Source organism: Micromonospora sp. NPDC048887 (assembly GCF_040649715.1).
GTDB lineage: Bacteria > Actinomycetota > Actinomycetes > Mycobacteriales > Micromonosporaceae > Micromonospora.
In genome coordinates, this window is record NZ_JBEZGA010000013.1 from 63,247 (window position 1) to 81,383 (window position 18,137).

General features: G+C 73.4%; 17 protein-coding genes and 1 riboswitch. Of the genes, 12 read left to right on the plus strand and 5 right to left on the minus strand.

What is annotated here, in order from left to right:
• The first annotated feature begins 22 nt into the window (after window positions 1–22).
• The 10 genes from AB0C17_RS20465 to thiC all read left to right on the plus strand — a co-directional run bounded on the left by AB0C17_RS20465 (window position 23) and on the right by thiC (window position 9,536).
• Entirely contained in the window at window positions 23–628 is a 606-nt protein-coding gene (locus tag AB0C17_RS20465; protein ID WP_357383560.1) for a methyltransferase, read from the plus strand.
• 41 nt (window positions 629–669) lie between these two features.
• Window positions 670–2,349 carry an ATP-binding cassette domain-containing protein gene (locus AB0C17_RS20470; RefSeq protein ID WP_357471897.1) on the plus strand — a complete coding sequence of 560 codons (1,680 nt, stop codon included), beginning with the start codon at window positions 670–672 and terminating at the stop codon, window positions 2,347–2,349.
• 39 nt (window positions 2,350–2,388) lie between these two features.
• Complete coding sequence (locus AB0C17_RS20475) at window positions 2,389–3,351, plus strand: aldo/keto reductase (RefSeq protein WP_357471900.1); 963 nt, start codon at window positions 2,389–2,391, stop codon at window positions 3,349–3,351.
• A 162-nt stretch (window positions 3,352–3,513) separates the two neighbouring features.
• Window positions 3,514–3,625: riboswitch (TPP riboswitch) on the plus strand.
• Entirely contained in the window at window positions 3,620–4,246 is a 627-nt protein-coding gene (thiE, locus tag AB0C17_RS20480; protein ID WP_357388983.1) for a thiamine phosphate synthase, read from the plus strand. It overlaps the preceding riboswitch by 6 nt.
• Entirely contained in the window at window positions 4,240–5,370 is a 1,131-nt protein-coding gene (gene thiO, locus AB0C17_RS20485; protein ID WP_357479874.1) for a glycine oxidase ThiO, read from the plus strand. Before thiE ends, thiO begins: the two co-directional genes overlap by 7 nt.
• On the plus strand, window positions 5,361–5,561 hold the full coding sequence (gene thiS, locus AB0C17_RS20490) for a sulfur carrier protein ThiS (RefSeq protein WP_354870441.1): 201 nt from the start codon (window positions 5,361–5,363) through the stop codon (window positions 5,559–5,561). Before thiO ends, thiS begins: the two co-directional genes overlap by 10 nt.
• A gap of 4 nt (window positions 5,562–5,565) precedes the next feature.
• The gene (locus tag AB0C17_RS20495; protein ID WP_357388988.1) at window positions 5,566–6,339 is read left to right on the plus strand and encodes a thiazole synthase; all 774 of its coding nucleotides are present in this window, start codon (window positions 5,566–5,568) and stop codon (window positions 6,337–6,339) included.
• A gap of 86 nt (window positions 6,340–6,425) precedes the next feature.
• On the plus strand, window positions 6,426–7,067 hold the full coding sequence (locus AB0C17_RS20500) for a thiamine phosphate synthase (protein ID WP_357479953.1): 642 nt from the start codon (window positions 6,426–6,428) through the stop codon (window positions 7,065–7,067).
• Window positions 7,068–7,146: 79 nt separating this feature from the next.
• Window positions 7,147–7,935 carry a bifunctional hydroxymethylpyrimidine kinase/phosphomethylpyrimidine kinase gene (gene thiD, locus AB0C17_RS20505; protein WP_357388990.1) on the plus strand — a complete coding sequence of 263 codons (789 nt, stop codon included), beginning with the start codon at window positions 7,147–7,149 and terminating at the stop codon, window positions 7,933–7,935.
• 17 nt (window positions 7,936–7,952) lie between these two features.
• Entirely contained in the window at window positions 7,953–9,536 is a 1,584-nt protein-coding gene (gene thiC / locus AB0C17_RS20510; RefSeq protein WP_357471903.1) for a phosphomethylpyrimidine synthase ThiC, read from the plus strand.
• A 47-nt stretch (window positions 9,537–9,583) separates the two neighbouring features.
• On the opposite strand, the gene AB0C17_RS20515 is transcribed toward thiC, so the two are convergent.
• The 4 genes from AB0C17_RS20515 to AB0C17_RS20530 form a co-directional block, all read right to left on the minus strand.
• A complete protein-coding gene (locus AB0C17_RS20515; RefSeq protein WP_357471906.1) occupies window positions 9,584–12,217 on the minus strand; it encodes a hypothetical protein in 2,634 nt (877 codons plus the stop codon).
• 74 nt (window positions 12,218–12,291) lie between these two features.
• Entirely contained in the window at window positions 12,292–12,600 is a 309-nt protein-coding gene (locus AB0C17_RS20520; RefSeq protein WP_357479877.1) for a cupin, read from the minus strand.
• The gene (locus AB0C17_RS20525; protein ID WP_357479956.1) at window positions 12,597–13,547 is read right to left on the minus strand and encodes an LLM class F420-dependent oxidoreductase; all 951 of its coding nucleotides are present in this window, start codon (window positions 13,545–13,547) and stop codon (window positions 12,597–12,599) included. Before AB0C17_RS20525 ends, AB0C17_RS20520 begins: the two co-directional genes overlap by 4 nt.
• A 2-nt stretch (window positions 13,548–13,549) precedes the next feature.
• A complete protein-coding gene (locus AB0C17_RS20530; RefSeq protein WP_357471909.1) occupies window positions 13,550–14,332 on the minus strand; it encodes an ABC transporter ATP-binding protein in 783 nt (260 codons plus the stop codon).
• A 301-nt stretch (window positions 14,333–14,633) separates the two neighbouring features.
• Here AB0C17_RS20530 and AB0C17_RS20535 point away from each other — a divergent pair, with 301 nt between their 5' ends.
• The gene (locus AB0C17_RS20535; protein WP_135242057.1) at window positions 14,634–15,662 is read left to right on the plus strand and encodes an ABC transporter substrate-binding protein; all 1,029 of its coding nucleotides are present in this window, start codon (window positions 14,634–14,636) and stop codon (window positions 15,660–15,662) included.
• 103 nt (window positions 15,663–15,765) lie between these two features.
• On the plus strand, window positions 15,766–16,599 hold the full coding sequence (locus AB0C17_RS20540; RefSeq protein WP_357388998.1) for an ABC transporter permease: 834 nt from the start codon (window positions 15,766–15,768) through the stop codon (window positions 16,597–16,599).
• A 161-nt stretch (window positions 16,600–16,760) separates the two neighbouring features.
• On the opposite strand, the gene AB0C17_RS20545 is transcribed toward AB0C17_RS20540, so the two are convergent.
• Window positions 16,761–17,942 (minus strand): ABC transporter substrate-binding protein, encoded by a 1,182-nt coding sequence (locus AB0C17_RS20545; RefSeq protein WP_357471912.1) that lies wholly within the window; start codon window positions 17,940–17,942, stop codon window positions 16,761–16,763.
• Between the last annotated feature and the right edge of the window lie 195 nt (window positions 17,943–18,137).

Sequence of the window (18,137 nt, forward strand, 5' to 3'; positions counted from 1 at the left end):
GGCCCGGTGCGAGAATGCCCGCGTGACCGGCGACCACTACTTCACCGCTGAGCCCTCGACCCCGGCCCGCCCGCGCGAGGTCGAGTTCACAGTCGCCGGGCGCGACTACACACTCGGCTCGGCCGGCGGCGTCTTCTCCGCCGACCGGCTCGACCCGGGCACCGCCGTGCTGCTGCGCAAGGCCGACCTGCCGGCCGCCGACGTCACCGGCGCGTTGCTCGACATCGGCTGCGGCTTCGGCCCGATCACCTGCGTCCTGGCCACCGTCGCGCCGAAGGCCACCGTCTGGGCCGTGGACGTCAACGAGCGCGCCCGCGCCCTCACCACAGCCAACGCGGCAAGGGTCGGCGCCGCCGACCGGGTACGCGCCGTCGCGCCGGACGACCTGCCGGACGACGTCACGTTCACCCAGATCTGGTCCAACCCGCCGATCCACATCGGCAAGCCGGAACTGCACGGCCTGCTGCGGCGCTGGCTGCCCCGGCTCGCCCCGGACGGCGTGGCCTGGCTCGTCGTCGCCCGTCACCTCGGCGGCGACTCGCTGCACCGCTGGCTGGTCGAGCAGGGCTGGTCGGTCGAACGGCACGCCAGCCAGAAGGGCTACCGGGTGCTACGGGTCACCCGGTAATCCGGTGTCGCCCACCGGTCCGGCTCGGGCAGGATGCCCGCGTGGGATACGTGGACGTGGCAGGGGCCGGGCACATCCTCCCGGACGGGCGTGAGCTGTTCAGCGACGTGTCGTTCCGGGTCGGTGAGGGCGCCAAGGTGGCACTCGTGGGCCCCAACGGCGCCGGCAAGACCACCCTGCTGCGGATGGTCGCCGGTGACCTGCCGGTGAAGACCGGCGCGATCGCCCGCTCCGGCGGGCTGGGCGTGATGCGCCAGTTCATCGGCATGATCGGGGACGAGTCCACGCTCGCCGACCTGGCGCTCTCCCTCGCCCCGCCGGCGCTGCGCGACGCCGGGCGGCGGCTCGCCGAGACCGAGGCGGCCATGCGGGCGGCCGAGGTTCGCGGCAAGTACAGCTCCGCCGCCGCCAAGACCCAGCTCGCGTACGCCGAGGCGCTCGCCGCCTGGGGTGAGACCGGCGGGTACGACGCGGAGGTCCTCTTCGACACCGTCGCCACCATCGTGCTCGACCTGCCGTGGGACAGCGCCCGGGAACGGCCCGTCCGCACGCTCTCCGGCGGCCAGCAGAAGCGCTTCGCGCTGGAGTTGCTGCTGCGCGGCCCCGACGAGGTGCTGCTGCTCGACGAGCCGGACAACTTCCTCGACGTACCCGGCAAACGCTGGCTGGAGGCGCGGCTGCGCGAGTCGGCCAAGTCCGTGCTCTACGTCTCGCACGACCGGGAACTGCTGGCGCAGACCGCCGACCGGGTCGTCGCGGTGGAGGGCGGCAGCGCCTGGGTGCACCCGGGCGGCTTCGCGAGCTGGCACTCCGCGCGGGTGGCCCGGCACGCCCGCCTCGACGAGCTGCGCAAACGCTGGGACGAGGAACACCAGAAGCTGCGCGAGCTGATGCTGATGTACAAGCAGAAGGCCGCGTACAACGACGGGATGGCGTCGCGCTACCAGGCCGCGCAGACCCGGTTGCGCAAGTTCGAGGAGGCCGGGCCGCCGCCCGTACCCCCGAAGGACCAGGACATCCGGATGCGCCTGACCGGCGGGCGGACCGGCAAGCGCGCGGTGATCGCCGAGCAGCTGGAGTTGGACGGCCTGACATACCCGTTCGACCTGGAACTCTGGTACGGCGACCGGGTGGCGGTGCTCGGTGCGAACGGCACCGGCAAGTCGCACTTCCTGCGGCTGCTGGCGCGCGGCGGCACCGACCCGGAGCCGGGCAACACGCCTGTCGACGGCGCGGGCGCGCTCGCGCCGGTCGCGCACGGCGGCGTGGTCCGGCTCGGCGCGCGGGTCCGGCCCGGGCACTTCTCGCAGACCCACGACCGGCCGGAGCTGATGGGCAAGACCCTCGTCGAGGTGCTGTGGCGCGGCGACGACCACCGGGCCGGCATGGACCGGCACGCCGCGATGGCGGCGCTGTCCCGGTACGAGCTGGCCGGTCAGGGCGACCAGCGGTTCGGCACGCTCTCCGGCGGGCAGCAGGCCCGCTTCCTGGTGCTGCTGCTGGAACTGTCCGGGGCGACGCTGCTGCTGCTCGACGAGCCGACGGACAACCTCGACCTGGCCTCGGCCGAGGCGTTGGAGGCCGGGCTGACCGCGTTCGAGGGAACGGTCGTCGCTGTCACCCACGACAGGTGGTTCACCCGTACCTTCGACCGGTTCGTGCTGTTCCGTGGCGACGGCGACGTGGTGGAGACACCGGAGCCGGTCTGGGACGTGGGCTGAGCTGCTACCCGAGGGTGGGCCCCGGGGAGCGGGCATAGGGTGGATCTCGTGAGTGAGATGACCTTCCGCCGGCTGGGCGACTCCGGGCTCGTGGTGTCCGTTGTCGGTATCGGCTGCAACAACTTCGGCCGCAAGCTCGACCTCGACGGCACCCGGGCGGTGGTGGACGCCGCGCTCGACGCCGGGATCAACTTCTTCGACACCGCCGACATCTACGGTGAGCCGCAGGGTGCCTCCGAGGAACTGCTCGGTCAGGCGCTCAAGGGCCGCCGCGACGACGTGGTGGTGGCCACCAAGTTCGGCATGGACATGAACGGCGCGAACGGGCCGGACCACGGCGCCCGGGGCGCTCGCCGCTACATCGCCCGCGCCGTCGAGGCGTCGCTGCGCCGGCTCGGCACCGACCACATCGACCTGTACCAGATGCACGAGCCCGACCCGGGCACCCCGATCGACGAGACGCTGGCCGCTCTGAACGACCTGGTGACCGCCGGCAAGGTGCGCTACCTGGGCAACTCCAACTTCGCCGGGTGGCAGATCGCCGACGCCGACTGGACCGCGTCGTCGCAGGGCCGTACCCGGTTCATCTCCGCGCAGAACCACTACTCGCTGCTGGAACGCGGCGTCGAGGACGAGGTCATCCCGGCCTGCGAGCGGTTCGGCCTGGGCATGCTGCCGTTCTTCCCGCTCGCAAACGGGCTGCTCACCGGCAAGTACAAGCGGGGCGAGGCGCCCCCGGCCGGTAGCCGGCTGGCCGGTGGCGGCCGGTACGCCGAACGGCTGGCCGCCGCGCGCTGGGACGTCATCGAGGCGATCGAGGCGTACGCGGCCGAGCGCGGCATCAGCATGCTCCAGGTGGCCATCGGCGGCCTGGCCGCCCGTCCCGCCGTAACGTCGGTGATCGCCGGCGCGACGACCCCAGAGCAGGTGAAGTCCAACGCCGAGGCGGGAACCTGGCAGCCCTCAGACGAGGACCTGGAGGCCCTGGACGCCATCCTCTGACGCCCGCCCCACCGTCCGCGCGTCGATCTTGCAGTTTCTGCCCCTCGGGTGCCCGTTTCGCGGCTTCTGCGGGGGCGACAACTGCAAGATCGGCGCGCGTTGGCGTGGGAGGAACGTTACGGAGGGCTTCCGTACGGGCGGGAGGCGTCGTACGGTAGGCCGCAAGTGACCCACGGGAGCCCGGTGCGGACCGGGCTGAGAGGGGGGCTGGGAGCCCCCGACCGTCGAACCTGATCCGGGTAATGCCGGCGCAGGGAGGAGCGTTGCCGTGCTGTCCCTGGGACGACTGCATCTCATCACCGACACCCGGCCGGGGCGTGACCCGCTCGCCGTGCTGCGTGCCGCCCTGCCCGTAGCGGGCGCCGACCTCGTCGTACAGGTGCGTGTGGAGGACGACGCCACCGACCGGGAGGCGTACGAGCTGGCCCGGCTGGTGGTCGACGCCTGCCGGCCGTACGGGGCGCGGTGCCTGGTGAACGACCGGCTGCACGTGGCGCTCGCGGTGGACGCCGCCGGGGGCCACGTCGGCGCGGACGACCTGCCGGTCGCAGCCGCGCGCCGGGTGCTCGGCCCGGACGCCGTGCTCGGCGCGACCGCCCGCGAGCCGGCCGGCGCCCGCGTGGCGGTGGACGCGGGCGCGACCTACCTGGGCGTGGGCCCGTGCCACGTCACCACCACCAAGGCCGGCCTGCCGGATCCGATCGGCCCCGAGGGGATACGCGCGGTCGCCGAGGCGGTGAGCGTGCCGGTGATCGCGATCGGTGGGGTCACCGCCGGGACCGTGCCGACGTTGCGGGCCGCCGGGGCGTACGGGGTGGCGGTGGTCGGCGCGCTCAGCCTGGCCGCCGATCCCGCACACGCCACCGCCGAGCTGATGCGGGCGCTGACGTGTTAAAAGGGGGCCCTTCCTCTACCGGAGGCGTTAAAAGGGGGCCCTTCCTTACCGACGTGGCGGTGGTGGGGGGCGGGCCGATCGGGTGGGCGATCGCGTGGCGGTGCGCGCAGCGCGGACTGCGCGTGGTGGTGCACGACGACCGGCCCGGGTCGGGCGCCTCGTCGGTGGCCGCCGGGATGCTGTCGCCGGTCGCCGAGGTGTACTTCGGTGAGCACGAGCTGACCGCGCTGCTCGTCGAGTCCGCCGCCCGCTGGCCCGGTTTCGCAGCCGAGCTGGCCGGGGCGAGCGGCGTCGACATCGGGTACCGCACCGAGGGCACGCTCGTCGTCGGGCTCACCGCCGACGACCTGGCCGAGGCGGGGCGGCTGTGGTCGTACCAACAGGGTCTGGAACTGCCGATCACGCTGCTGCGGCCGTCGGAGCTGCGCGACCGCGAACCGGCGCTGGCGCCGCGCGTGCGCGGCGGCGCGGTGGCCCCCGGCGACCACCAGGTCGACCCGCGGCGGCTGGTCGCCGCGCTGCGCACTGCCGCCGAACGCGCCGGTGCGGAGCTGCGCCCCGCCCGCGTCGGCGCGCTGTCCGACGTGGACGCCCGCGTCACGGTGGTCGCGGCCGGCTGCGGCGCGGCGGCGCTGACCAGCCTGCCGGTCCGCCCGGTGAAGGGCCAGGTGCTGCGGCTGCGCGCGCCGGGCGGCGGCCCGCCGGGCTTCCGGCACGTGATCCGGGGGTACGCGGACAGCGAGTCGGTCTACCTGGTGCCCCGGGACAGCGGTGAGGTCGTCGTCGGGGCGACAGTCGAGGAGCGCGCCGACACCGCTGTCACCGCCGGTGGGGTGCTGACGCTGCTGCGCGCCGCCGCCGAGCTGGTGCCGGAACTCGTCGAGTACGAGCTGGCGGAGGCCGTGGCCGGGTTGCGTCCCGGTACGCCGGACAACGCGCCGATCATCGGGCCGCTGCCCGGGCGGCCGGGCGTGCTCGCGGCCACCGGGCACCACCGGCACGGCATCGTGCTCACCCCGGTCACCGCCGACCTGGTCACCGAACTGATCGTCACCGGCGAGCCGGATCCCGCGCTCGCCCCCTTCACCCCGGATCGCTTCGGGAAGGAGCGCACGTGGAACTGATCGTCAACGGCACCGGCCGGACGCTGCCCGACGGTGTCACAGTCGCCGAGGTGGTCCGCGCGGTCACCGACCGGGAGCGCGGGCTCGCGGTGGCGGTGAACGGTGAGGTGGTGCCGCGCGGCGGCTGGTCGGCGAGCGTGCTGCGCGACGGCGACCGGGTCGAGGTGCTCAGCGCCACCCAGGGCGGGTGAGCGGATGTCCACGCTTGAGATCGGTGGGGTCACGTTCGGCTCCCGGCTCGTCCTCGGCACCGGCGGCGCGGCCAACCTGCACGTGCTGGAGCAGGCGATCCGGGCCTCCGGCACCGAGCTGGTGACGTTGGCGCTGCGCCGGGTGGACACCACGCCCGGTGGGTCGGGCGGCCTGCTCGACCTGGTGGAGCGGTGCGGCGTACGGCTGCTGCCGAACACGGCCGGCTGCCGTACCGCCGTGGAGGCGGTGAAGACGGCGCACCTGGCGCGGGAGGCGTTCGACACCGACTGGGTGAAGCTTGAGGTGATCGGCGACGAGCGCACGCTCCTGCCCGACGGGGTGGAGCTGCTGCGCGCCGCCGAGGAACTGGTGGCGGACGGGTTCACGGTGCTGCCGTACACGTCGGACGATCCGGTGCTCGCGCGGCGGCTGGCCGACGTGGGCTGCGCGGCGGTGATGCCGGCCGGGTCGCCGATCGGTTCCGGACTGGGCATCGGCAACCCGCACCACATCCGGCTGATCCGGCAGTCGGTCGACGTGCCGGTGGTGCTCGACGCGGGCATCGGCACCGCGTCCGACGCGGCGCTCGCGATGGAGCTGGGCTGCGACGCGGTGCTGCTGGCGAGCGCCGTGACCCGGGCCGCCGACCCGGTGGCGATGGCCACGGCGATGCGGTACGCGGTCGAGGCCGGGCGCCTGGCGTACGGCGCGGGCCGCATCGCCCGCCGCTTCCACGCCCAGGCGTCCACCCCCGACGAGGGACGGCCCGACCTGTGACCGCCCTACGCGTCGCGGATCTTGGTACGGACACGCCCCCGCAGGGGCGGCCGCGTACCAAGAACTACACCGGCTCGACCGGGGTCGTGCTGTTGACCGATCGTCGGGTGGCGCGGAGGCGGCTCGTTGACGTGGTGGCGGGGGCCGTGGGTGGGGGAGTGCGGTGGGTGGTGCTGCGGGAGAAGGACCTGCCCCGCGCCGAACGCCTCGCGCTCGCCGTCGACCTGCGCGCGATCCTCGCCGAGGCGGGCGGCACGCTGATCGTCGCCGGACCCGACCCGCTCGACGGGGACGCGGTGCACCTGCCCGCCGCCGGCCCGTACCCGCCGCCCGCCGTCGGACTCGTCGGCCGCTCCTGCCACGACGCCGCCGAGTTGGCCCGGCTCACCACCGAGCACTACGCGACGCTGTCCCCGGTCTACGAGACAAAGACCAAACCCGGCTACGGCCCGCCGCTACGGGCGGCCGGACTCGCCGCGCTGGTGAAAGCCAGCCCGCTCCCGGTGCTGGCACTAGGCGGCATCGAAACCCCGGACCAGGTCCACGCATGCGTAGCGGCAGGGGCAACAGGAGTAGCAGTGCTCGGCGCGATCATGCGTGCCCAGGACCCCACCGAAACCGCCACCACGCTGGGCAGAGCCTTCCAGGAGGCGACCACCCGTGTGGCGCACACCCACCCCGCGCGATCCGACGAAGGCCCACACGAGAAGGGCTGCGGCCGACCGTGACCACGGAGGGATCAAGCCTGACCGCCCGGAGTGGGCACGGTCGGCCGCAGCCCTGAACCGCAACCACCGGAGAAGACAAGTGACGCCGAAAACAGTTCTCAGCATCGCCGGATCCGACTCCGGAGCAGGAGCGGGCATCCAGGCCGACCTCAAGACGTTCGCCGCGCTCGGGGCGTACGGCACGAGCGTGCTCACCGCCGTCACCGCGCAGAGCACCAGGGGTGTTGACGCCGTCCTGCCGCTGCCACCGCAGACAGTGCGCGACCAGATGGACAGCGTGCTCGGCGACTTCGACGTGCGGGCCGTGAAGACGGGAATGCTCGGCACCCCGGCGGTCGCCGACGCGGTGGCCGAGGCGGCCCGGGCCGGGCGGCTGCCGCACCTGGTCGTCGACCCGGTACTCGTCGCCACGAGCGGGCACCGGCTCGGCGTGGTGGAGGCGGTCGAGCGGCTGCTGCCGTACGCGGAGGTGGCGACACCCAATTGCGCGGAGGCCGCGGCCCTCACCGGAGGCCCGGTGGGCACCGTGGAGGAGATGGTCGCGGCGGCCGAGGCGCTCGCCGCGCGCGGACCGGCCTTCGTGGTGGTGACCGGCGGCGACGTGGACGCCGACGGCGAGTCGGTGGACGTGCTCGCTGGTGGCGGGACCACCCGGCTGCTGCGCGCGCCCCGGGTGGACACCCGGCACAACCACGGCACCGGCTGTTCGTTCTCGGCCGCCGTCGCGGTCCGGCTCGCCGCGGGCGACGCGGTGCCGGTCGCGGTGGAGGCCGCCAAGGAGTACGTCACCCGCGCGCTGACCGGCGCGCGGACCTGGGAGCTGGGCGCGGGACGCGGCCCGCTGGACCACTTCGGCTGGTCCGCATGAGCGACAGGGAGGCTGTCATGCAGGCACGTCGCAAGGTGTACGTGGAAGGGTCACGCCCGGACATCCGGGTGCCGTTCGCCGAGGTGACGCTGACCGGGGACAACCCACCGGTACGGCTCTACGACACCTCCGGTCCCGGCTCCGACCCGGAGGCGGGGCTGCCCGCGCTGCGTGGGGCGTGGATCGCCGAGCGGGGCGACGTCGCCCCGGTACGCGGCGCCGGCACGCCGCTGGCGGGCACCCGTCCGACTCAGCTCGCCTACGCCCGGGCCGGGATCGTCACGCCGGAGATGGAGTTCGTGGCGATCCGGGAGTCGGTGACGCCGGAGTTCGTCCGGGACGAGATCGCGGCCGGCCGGGCGGTGCTGCCGCTGAACGTCAACCACCCGGAGTGCGAGCCGGCAATCATCGGCAAGGCGTTCCTGGTGAAGGTCAACGCCAACATCGGCACCTCGGCTGTCACCTCGTCGGTGGCCGAGGAGGTGGAGAAGCTGACCTGGGCCACCCGGTGGGGCGCGGACACCGTGATGGACCTGTCCACCGGCAGGCGCATCCACGAGACCCGCGAGGCGATCGTGCGGAACGCGCCGGTGCCGATCGGCACGGTGCCGATCTACCAGGCGCTGGAGAAGGTCGGCGGTGACCCGGTGAAGCTGAGCTGGGAGGTGTTCCGCGAGACGGTCATCGAGCAGGCGGAGCAGGGCGTCGACTACATGACTGTGCACGCGGGTGTGCTGCTGCCGTACGTGCCGCTGGCGGTGGACCGGGTCACCGGGATCGTGTCCCGGGGCGGCTCGATCATGGCGGCCTGGTGCCTGGCGCACCACGAGGAGAACTTCCTCTACACCAACTTCCGGGAGCTGTGTTCGCTGCTCGCGAAGTACGACGTGACGTTCTCCCTGGGCGACGGCCTGCGTCCCGGCTCCATCGCGGACGCCAACGACGAGGCGCAGTTCGCCGAGCTGCGCACGCTCGGTGAGCTGACGAAGATCGCCTGGGAGTACGACGTCCAGGTGATGATCGAGGGCCCCGGGCACGTGCCGATGCACAAGATCAAGGAGAACGTGGACCTCCAGCAGGAGTGGTGCCACGAGGCGCCGTTCTACACGCTCGGGCCGCTGACCACCGACGTCGCACCCGCGTACGACCACATCACCTCGGCGATCGGCGCGGCGATGATCGGCATGTTCGGCACCGCGATGCTCTGCTACGTCACCCCGAAGGAGCACCTCGGGCTGCCCGACCGCGACGACGTGAAGGCGGGCGTGATCGCGTACAAGATCGCCGCGCACGCGGCCGACCTGGCCAAGGGGCACCCGGGCGCGCAGGCGTGGGACGACGCGCTGTCGAAGGCCCGGTTCGAGTTCCGGTGGTCCGATCAGTTCAACCTGGCGCTCGACCCGGAGACCGCGAGGGCGTACCACGACGCGACGCTGCCCGCCGAGCCGGCGAAGACCGCGCACTTCTGCTCGATGTGCGGGCCGAAGTTCTGCTCCATGAAGATCACGCAGGAGCTGAAGGACTATGCCGCGCGGGGTATGCGCGGCAAGTCGGAGGAGTTCGTCGCCTCCGGCTCACGGGTGTACCTGCCGCTGGCGTGAGCGAGGCCGGGGCGGGCGTGTCGATCCGGCCCGCCCCGGGTCGCCGTTCAGTCGCGGTGGTGCCGCCCGGTACGCAGCGAGCGGGCGTCGGCGGCGTTGTCGTCCGAGGCGAGACCGGCGACCCAGTCGACGTACTCGTCGTCGGTAGCGGCGTCCGGCTCGGCCGCACGGTCGGGCGGCTCCGGGTCGGCCTTGGGCCGGTTACGCCGGAACAGGCCGCGCCGGGTCTTCGTCTTCCCGGCGGGCGTGTCGGCGTCCGCCGGGCCGGCGTGCCGCCCGCGCCGGAGGTCCGGCTCGCCCGTCTCCGGCGCGGTGGCCTCGGGCAGCGCGGTGCCGGCACCGGCCTCGGCCGGTACGGCGGTCGTCGGCTCCGGTCGGGCGACAGGCAGTGCGGCCTTCTCCTCCGGCCGGGAAACCGGCCCGGCGGGACGGGCGTTCGTGGTGAGCGCGTCCCAGCCGGCGCTCGCGCCCGGCTCGGGCAGACCCCGACGGCGGGGACGCGGTGCCGGCTCGGCCGGGGTGACCGCCTCCACGCTGTCCCCTGCCGGCGCGTCCGGTTCGGCGGTGGCGCGCTGCGGGCGGCTCGCCGGGGTGATCGGCCAGGCCGGGCGTACCTCGCCGGGCGCGCCGGCGACCTCCTCGAACATCGGGAACCGGGGCCGGGGCGACGGGGCCGGCGCCGGGCCGTCGTCGAAGAAGAAACTACGTCGGGTACGACCGGGCGGTGCGTCCTCGCCGGCCGGGGAGCCCGTGCGGGGAGCCGGGCCGTCGAGGGAACCGCCGGGCGTGCCGGGGTCCACACTGCCGGGCGTCGAGGCCGCGCTCGCGTCGTCCCGGGCCGGGTTCGCGGCCGGTGGGATCGGGTCGGCGTTCGCCGCCGGGCCGCCCTGCCCGACCGGCGTCGTCGGCGTGGCGTCGGCCGGGGCGGAGTCGGGTGCGGCCGGGCCGGTGGCGCGTGGTCCGGCCTTCGGGGTGCGGCCACGCCGCGAGCGGGTGGGGCGGCCGGTCCCGGCAGTGGGCTCGGCCGGTGGCGCGGCGGCGCTGTCCGCGTCGGCCCGGTCCGGTCCGGTCAGGTCGCCGCCGTCCGTCCGGGGGCCGGGGACGTGGTTCTCGGGGGTGCCGCCGGTGAGCGGCGAGGCGTCCTCGGCGGCGGTGCCCGGGGAGGTGGCATCCGCGGCGCGGGGTGCGGTGGGACCGTCGGCGGGTGACCCTGGTCCGCCGGTGGACCGGCCGGCGCGGGTACGGCGGGGCCGGGTGACCCGTGGCGTGGCCGCCGTCGTTTCCTGAGCCGGTGCCGCATCGTCCGACCCGGCGGCCGGGGCAGCGGGGGCGGCGCTCTCGCCGCCGGCGGATGCGGAGGCGGCGGCCGGGGTGACGCTCGACTCTGGAACCGTGCCCGGACCCGTGCCCGGACCCGTGCCCGGACCCGTGCCCGGACCCGTGCCCGGACCCGTGCCCGGGGCCGGGATCGGGTCGGGGCGGCCCGCGGCGAGCACGTCGATGGCCGAGGTCCGGCGCCCCGGGGGCAGCAGGCCCGGCATGGGCTGGCCGTGGGTCGTCGTGTCAACGGTGGCCGGACGGTCGCCCGCCGGCTGATCAGCGGTGGGCAGACCGGGGACGGCAGGCGGGTCGGCGGCGGGAAGGTCGGCACCGGTGGGCGCCGACGTCGTGGTCGAGCCGCCGGGCTCGGGCCAGCTCCAGTGAGCGGGTGCGGCGGCGCCGCTCGTCACCGGAGGCGTGGGCGGGACGGTGGCGGCGGCCGGGGCGGACGAGTGCGGCAGCGGCGCGAGGATGTCGGTGGCCTCGACCGCGTCGGGGTCACCGCTGGCGGTGACCGGCCGGGGCAGCATCGTGGTGGCGGTCGAGCCGAGCGCACCGGCGATCACGGCGATCAGCGCGCCGTAGTAGGGCGCGACCTGGTAGCGGTCGGTGGCCGAGCCGGGACCGGCGGTCAGGTAGGCGAACGCGACGAGCACGGGACCGGCCGCCCCGGCCGCCCCGCCGACCAGCGGCGGCCATTCGGCCCGGCGGGCGAGCACGCCGACCGCCCCGCCGGCCAGCAGGGCGAGCACCGGCAGCAGCAGCATGGACAGGCGTTGCGCCGCCTCCGCATCCAGCCAGGAGGGTTCGAGCACGCCGAGCCGTACGGTGGCCAGCGGGCGGCTGGAGAGGATCGTGGGCGCGACGGAGAGCAGCGCGAACAGCCAGACGATCCCGGCGGTGATCGCCACTCCCCAGCCGAACGGCGGCTTGAGCAGCACGGCGATCGCGGCACCCGCCCCGACCACGGCCCCGAGCGCGGCGCAGATGCCGGCGGCCCAGGCCGCGTCGACGGATCCGCCCAGCTCGGCAGCGCGGGCCGGCTGCATGCACAGCGGGGCGACCACCATCGCGCCGAGCGCGCTGACGCCGGCGACGGAGAGCAGTTCGGTGGTGCCGCCGGGACCGTCGTCGCGGCGGGCGATGCGCTCGGTGAGGACGGCTCCGGCGACCGTGGCGACAGCGGCGAACCAGCCCACCCAGACGAGCTGGGCGGGCCACCGGTTGACCGAGACGTCGACGAACGCGCCGTCGAGGCGTACGACTCCGAAGCCGTACGCGATGCCCAACTGGCCGGCCCCGGCCAGCACGCTCACGCCGAGCGCCGTGAGCAGCAGCCTGCCCCACGTCCGAAAGGCCATGTCCGGCACGTTACGGCCCGGTGACCCCGATCGCCACCTTGCCGCCGCGCGGCGCGGCGAACCTCCCGGCGTGGCTACTTCAGCTCGACCAGGCGCGCGAGGTAGGTGGTGTCGCCGACGTTTGTGAGCATGTGCACCGCGCCCGGATCCCGGTAGACCACGCCGCCGGTCGGCTCGTCGGCGTCGATGGTGGCGCCGTCGATGGTCTGCACCACGTTCTTCGCGCCCTGGATCGCTACCACCAGATAGGGGTGGTCGTGGCGGTGCAGCGGCTGCCGCTCACCCGGCTCGAGCCGGATGTGCCAGACGCGTACCCGGTCGTTCTCGTACACGATCTCCTGGCCCACCGGGCCGAGTTCGAGGTCGGTGGAGAGTTCGGTCATCGTGGTCCGTCCAGTCGGGGGAGCACCTCGGCGGCGATGAGCTCCACGTGGTCGAGGTCGTCGAAGTCGATCAGGCGCAGGTGCACCCGGGTGGCCCCGATCGCGGCGAACTCGCCGATCCGGTCGACCAGCTGGGCGGGGGAGCCGACCACCGGGTCCTCCGGCGGCAGCGCGCTGGTGACGTGCAGCGGCGCGGCCCGGCGCTGCGCCTCGGCGTCGGTGCGCCCGATCGCCACCACGATGCCGGCCGAGAGCGTCAGCGGCGCGCGGCCGGAGTCGGCCCGCCCGGCGCGGTCACACGCCTCCCGCACCCGGTCGTACGCGGCGGCGGTCTCGGCGACGCTCTTGAACGGCATGTTGAACTCGTCGGCGTAGCGGGCGGCCAGCTCGGGTGTGCGCTTCGGTCCCCGGCCGCCGACGATCACCGGCGGGCCGGGCCGCTGCACCGGCTTGGGCAGCGCGGGCGCGTCGACCAGCCGGTAGTGCTCACCGGTGAAGCTGTACGTCTCGTCGGACGGGGTGCGCCACAGCCCGGTGACGATCTCCAGCTGCTCGGCGAGCCGGTCGAAGCGTTCGGCGACGGGCGGGAACGGGATGCCGTACGCGGTGTGCTCGCGCTCGTACCAGCCGGCACCGATGCCCAGCTCGACCCGGCCGCCGCTCATCCGGTCGACCTGGGCGACCATGACGGCGAGCGGCCCGGGGAGCCGGAACGTGGCGGACGTGACGAGCGTGCCGAGCCGGATCCGGGAGGTCTCCCGGGCCAGCGCGGCGAGCGTCAGCCAGGCGTCGGTGGGGCCGGGCGGCGCCGGCTCGTCCCCCATGGCCCGGTAGTGGTCGGCCCGGAAGAAGCCCTCGAAGCCGGTCTCCTCGACCAGCCGGGCGAACCGGAGCTGGTCGTCGTAGTCCGCACCGCGGTGGGGTTCGGTGAACACCGAGACCCGCATGGTCACCGGCCTCCGACGGGTACGCCGGGGGCGTCCCGCTCCATCAGCAGTTCGTGCAGCTCGGCGCTGATCCGCGCGACGTCTTCCAGGTGTTCGTGGCGGCCCAGCGTGCGGGGCCGGGGCACGTTCACCTCGACCACCTCGCGGATGCGCCCGGGGCGCGGGCTGAGCACGACGACCCGGTCGGCGAGCAGCACCGCCTCGTCGATCGAGTGGGTGACGAAGACGATCGTCGCACTGGTCTCCATGTGCACCCGCTGGAGTTCGCCGGAGAGTTCCTCGCGGGTGAGCGCGTCGAGCGCGGAGAACGGCTCGTCCATGAGCATCACCCGGGGCGAGCCGATCAGCGACCGGCACAGCGACACGCGCTGCTGCATGCCGCCGGACAGCTCGTGCGGGAGGCGCTTCTCGAAGCCGCCCAGCCCGGCCATCTCCAGCAACTGGCGGGCCCGGTCGCGGTGCTCGGCCCGGCGCCAGCCGAAGATCTCCACCGGCAGCAGCACGTTGTCCAGCACCGAGCGCCAGGGCAGCAGCGCCGGTCGCTGGAACAGCATGGCCACGTCGCGGCGGGGCTTCGTGATCGGCGTACCGGCCACGGTGATCTCGCCGCCGGTGACCGGCAGCAGGCCGGCGATCATGCGCAGCAGCGTGGACTTGCCGCAGCCGGACCGGCCGAGGACGGCGACGAACTCGCCTTCGGCGACGTCGAGGTCGATGCCGCGCAGCGCCTCCACCCGCCCCGAACGGCCGTCGAAGGTGCGGGACACCCCGGACAGTCGGATCATGTCCTGCCGGCTCCCTTCCACGTCGTCTCGGCCACGTCGTCTCCGACGCGAGCCGGGCTAGCGTAGCGGGGGACTGTGCTTATAGCACCGTCCGGGGTGGACGTCAGTCCGCTTTCCGTCACGCAACTTCGTTTCCGTTCCGCAACCGGGACGGCGGCGGCAGGTCATCTGGCTTCTCGTACGCTGTTGCGCGCGAAGAGTCCCCTCACGACGGTCCAGTCGGCCGAACCACCTGCCGACCCCGTCGGACCCACGACCCGACCGGCGAAGAAGTCCTGGTCGGAAAGGACATGGTGCACTGATGAGAAGGCTGACCCGTACGGTCGCCGCCGCGGCTCTGGCCACCGCCCTCGCCCTGGTGGGCGGCTGCAGCAGCGACTCGGACAAGTCCGAGAGCGGCGGCGGCAACGGCGCGGCGCTGGAGAAGGTGACGTACCTCACCTCGTTCGGCAACTTCGGGCGTGACTCCTACGCCTGGGTGGCGAAGGACAAGGGCTTCTTCAAGGAGGCCGGCTTCGACGTCGACATCAAGCCCGGTCAGGGCACCGGCTCCGTCATCCAGACCATCACCGGCGGTCAGGCCGACTTCGGCCCGATCGACCTGACCGGTGGCATCCTCCAGCTCGGCAACGGCCAGGCCAAGGACTTCGTGGCGGTGGCCGCGATCCAGCAGCGCACCATGGCCGCGATCGTCACGGTCGAGGGCAAGAACATCGCCACCCCGAAGGACCTCGAGGGCAAGAAGCTCGCCGACACCCCGACGTCCGTCGTGCGCAACCTCTTCCCGACGTACGCGCGGCTCGCCGGCATCGACGGCAGCAAGGTGACCTGGGTCAACGGTGAGGCGCAGGGCCTGATCGGCATGCTCGGCTCGGGGTCGGTGGACGGCATCGGCCAGTTCGTCGTCGGCCAGCCGACGGTGGAGACGGTGACCAAGAAGAAGCCGGTCGTCCTGCCGTACAGCAACGTGATGCAGGACCTCTACGGCAACGCGCTGATCACCTCCTCGAAGATTGCCAAGGAGAAGCCGGAGATGGTGAAGAAGTTCACCGCCGCGCTGCTCAAGGGCCTGGAGTACTCGCTGGCGAACCCCGACGAGGCGGCCGAGATCCTGAAGAAGAACGTGCCGGCCGCCGTGCCGGCCGCTGCCTCCGCCGAGCTTCAGCTGATGGCCGCGTACGTCCGGTCGAGCAACTCCGGCACCGCGATCGGCACGCTGGACAGCGGCCGGGTGGCCAAGAGCATCGCGCTGCTCCAGGGCGCAGGTGCGCTCAAGCAGAACCTCACCCCGGACCAGATCATCGACTTCAACCTCGCGCCGAAGGCCTGACCGGTCCGCTCGGGCCAACGGGGGTGCGACCCGCCGGACACCCCGGTGGGGCGCACCCCCTTCGCGTGCCGGTCACGCCGACCGGCGCAGAGAGGAGCACACGTTGACACAGTCGACCGAGGCCCGGCCGGAGACGCCGCCGCGCCCGGCGGTCGTCCGGCGCGGGATCGCCGTACGCCCGGCGGCGGTGGGACTGCCGGCGCTCGGCCTGGTGATCGCGGTGGCGGCCTGGTGGCTCGTCACCTCGGGGCTGAACCTGGTGCACCCGGCCGCGCTGCCCCCGCCGCAGGCGGTGGGGAGGTCCCTCGCCGGCACCACCGAGGTGCTGCTGCCCGCGCTGGGCATCACCACCTGGATGACAGTGCTCGGCTTCCTGCTCTCGTCGGTGGCGGGGGTGCTGATCGGGATGGCGCTGGCCGCCTCCCGCCGGGTGGAGCGGATGTTCGCGCCGCTGCTGGTGGCGGTGAACGCGGTCCCGAAGATCGCGTTCGGGCCGCTGCTGGTGGTGGCCGTGGGCTGGGGGCAGAAGCCCATCCTGACCATGGTGTTCCTGCTCTGCTTCTTCCCGATCGTGCTCTCCACCGCGACCGGGCTGACCACCACCCCGGCGGATCTGGCGGAACTGGGCCGGTCGCTGAACGCGTCGTGGTGGCAGTCGTTCCGCAAGGTGCGCTTCCCGGCGGCGCTGCCGCAGATCTTCGTCGGCCTCAAGGTGGCCATGCCGCTGGCCGCGATCGGCGCCGTGATCGGGGAGTTCTACTCGGACCGTCCGGGCCTGGGCTACCAGATCCTGCAGTACAACGGTGTCGGCGACACCGCGACCGCGTGGGCGGCGATCGTGCTGGTGGCCCTGATGAGCATCGTGCTCTACGCCGCCCTCAGCCTCATCGAGCGCCTGGCCCTGCCCTGGGTCCGCGCCACCACCTCAGCCCGCTAGCCACTGACCCGAGAACCCGACGTCGACCGAGCACCCAGAAGGTAAACCTCAACCCACGGATGGCGGCCGACCACGACAGGCGTGGCCCCACCGCAACCGGCGCAGGGATCAAGCCTGACCGCCCGGAGCCGGTTGCGGTGGGGCCACGCCCCCAACAGTGACTAGCCGGCGAGCCGCCAACGCCCACCACGAGCAACGAGCGTCGTCAACGCCTGCGGCATCAGCCCGGAGTGGTTGTCCGGCGTCATCCGGATCGGCCCGGACAGCCCGTCGAGCTGGGCGGTCTCCAGCACGTCGCGCAGCGCGTCCCGGTCGACCTTGCCGGGCTCGCCGCCGGCCCGCTGCTCGGCGTCGGCGATCAGCTGGACCGCGTCCGCGGCGAACGAGGAGAAGCCGTTGTAGCCGCCGAACCGGGCGGTGTAGTCCTGGAACCACTGCCGCCGCGCGGCCTTGGCCGGGGTGGTGGCGATCACGTCGTCGATCACCATGGTCTGGGTGAAGATCAGCGTCGCCTCCTCGGTGGATCGGGCCGACGGGCCCAGGAAGAGGTCACCGGCGGCCGAGGCGTCGAAGAACAGCGACCCGCGGAACTTGCTCTGCCGGGCGGTGGTGGCGGCGAGCGTCGCCTGCTCCGGCGTGGTCCACAGGACCAGCGCCTGCGGCTTGCCCTCGATCAGCTCGTTGATCTGCGTGGTCACCTCGGTGTCGGTGGACCGCACCGACTCGTTGCCGACCAGTTTCACGCTGGTCTTGCTCAGCTCGCGGCGCAGGGCGGTGAGCCCTTCCTGGCCGTAGCCCTCGGCGCTGTGCAGCAGCGCCACCTTGCGGACGTTGCGCCGGTCCAGTTCGGCGGCGAGCGCGGCGGCGCTGTCCGCGGCGTTCGGGGCGAGCTTGAAGACATATCGCCGCTCGGCCACCGGCTCGGTGACGGCGCTCGACGACGCCAGTGCGATCGTCGGAATGCGCTTCTCGCCGATCGTACGGGCCGCACCGACGGCGCATTCGTTGCAGCCGCCCATGATGACGGCGCTCACCCGCGAGTCACCGCTGAAATCATTGATGTTCCGCAAGGATTCCGCGGCGTCCGAGCGGTTGTCCTTGATCCTCAGATCGATCTTCCGGCCGCCCAGTGCGCCGGAGGCGTTCAACTGCTCGACCTTCAGTTCCAGGGCCCGTTGGTAGACCTTGCCGACGGGCGCCGAGGCGCCGGAGAGCTCCAGATCGGCGGCGATCACGATGGGGCTGGTGTCCTGCGGTTCCCCGCCGATCCCGCAGCCGGTGAGCGTGGTGGCCAGCACGGCCGATGCGAGCGCCGCGATGCTCGCGGAGCGGATGGGGCTCAACTCAGTCCTCCAGGTGCGGCGCGGGCCGACGCCCGATCACCGCCGCTAGTCCGTCCTCAGTGGAGGAACGGGATTGGTGTGCCGTACGGTGTGCGCGAAGCCTGCAAAACCTTGCCAATGCCGGGGCCTGTGGTCAAGCCGGGATCCGGAGTCCTGTTTCGGGACGGCTATCCCACATGCTGGGGACACGGAACA

What these genes read in the sequence shown, in the direction of transcription:
- AB0C17_RS20495 (WP_357388988.1), top strand. Translation starts at nt 5,566, where the DNA reads ATGTCCACGCTTGAGATCGGTGGGGTCACGTTCGGCTCCCGGCTCGTC.
- thiC (WP_357471903.1), top strand. Translation starts at nt 7,953, where the DNA reads ATGCAGGCACGTCGCAAGGTGTACGTGGAAGGGTCACGCCCGGACATC.
- AB0C17_RS20515 (WP_357471906.1), bottom strand. Translation starts at nt 12,217, where the DNA reads ATGGCCTTTCGGACGTGGGGCAGGCTGCTGCTCACGGCGCTCGGCGTG.
- AB0C17_RS20520 (WP_357479877.1), bottom strand. Translation starts at nt 12,600, where the DNA reads ATGACCGAACTCTCCACCGACCTCGAACTCGGCCCGGTGGGCCAGGAG.
- AB0C17_RS20525 (WP_357479956.1), bottom strand. Translation starts at nt 13,547, where the DNA reads ATGCGGGTCTCGGTGTTCACCGAACCCCACCGCGGTGCGGACTACGAC.
- AB0C17_RS20530 (WP_357471909.1), bottom strand. Translation starts at nt 14,332, where the DNA reads ATGATCCGACTGTCCGGGGTGTCCCGCACCTTCGACGGCCGTTCGGGG.
- AB0C17_RS20535 (WP_135242057.1), top strand. Translation starts at nt 14,634, where the DNA reads ATGAGAAGGCTGACCCGTACGGTCGCCGCCGCGGCTCTGGCCACCGCC.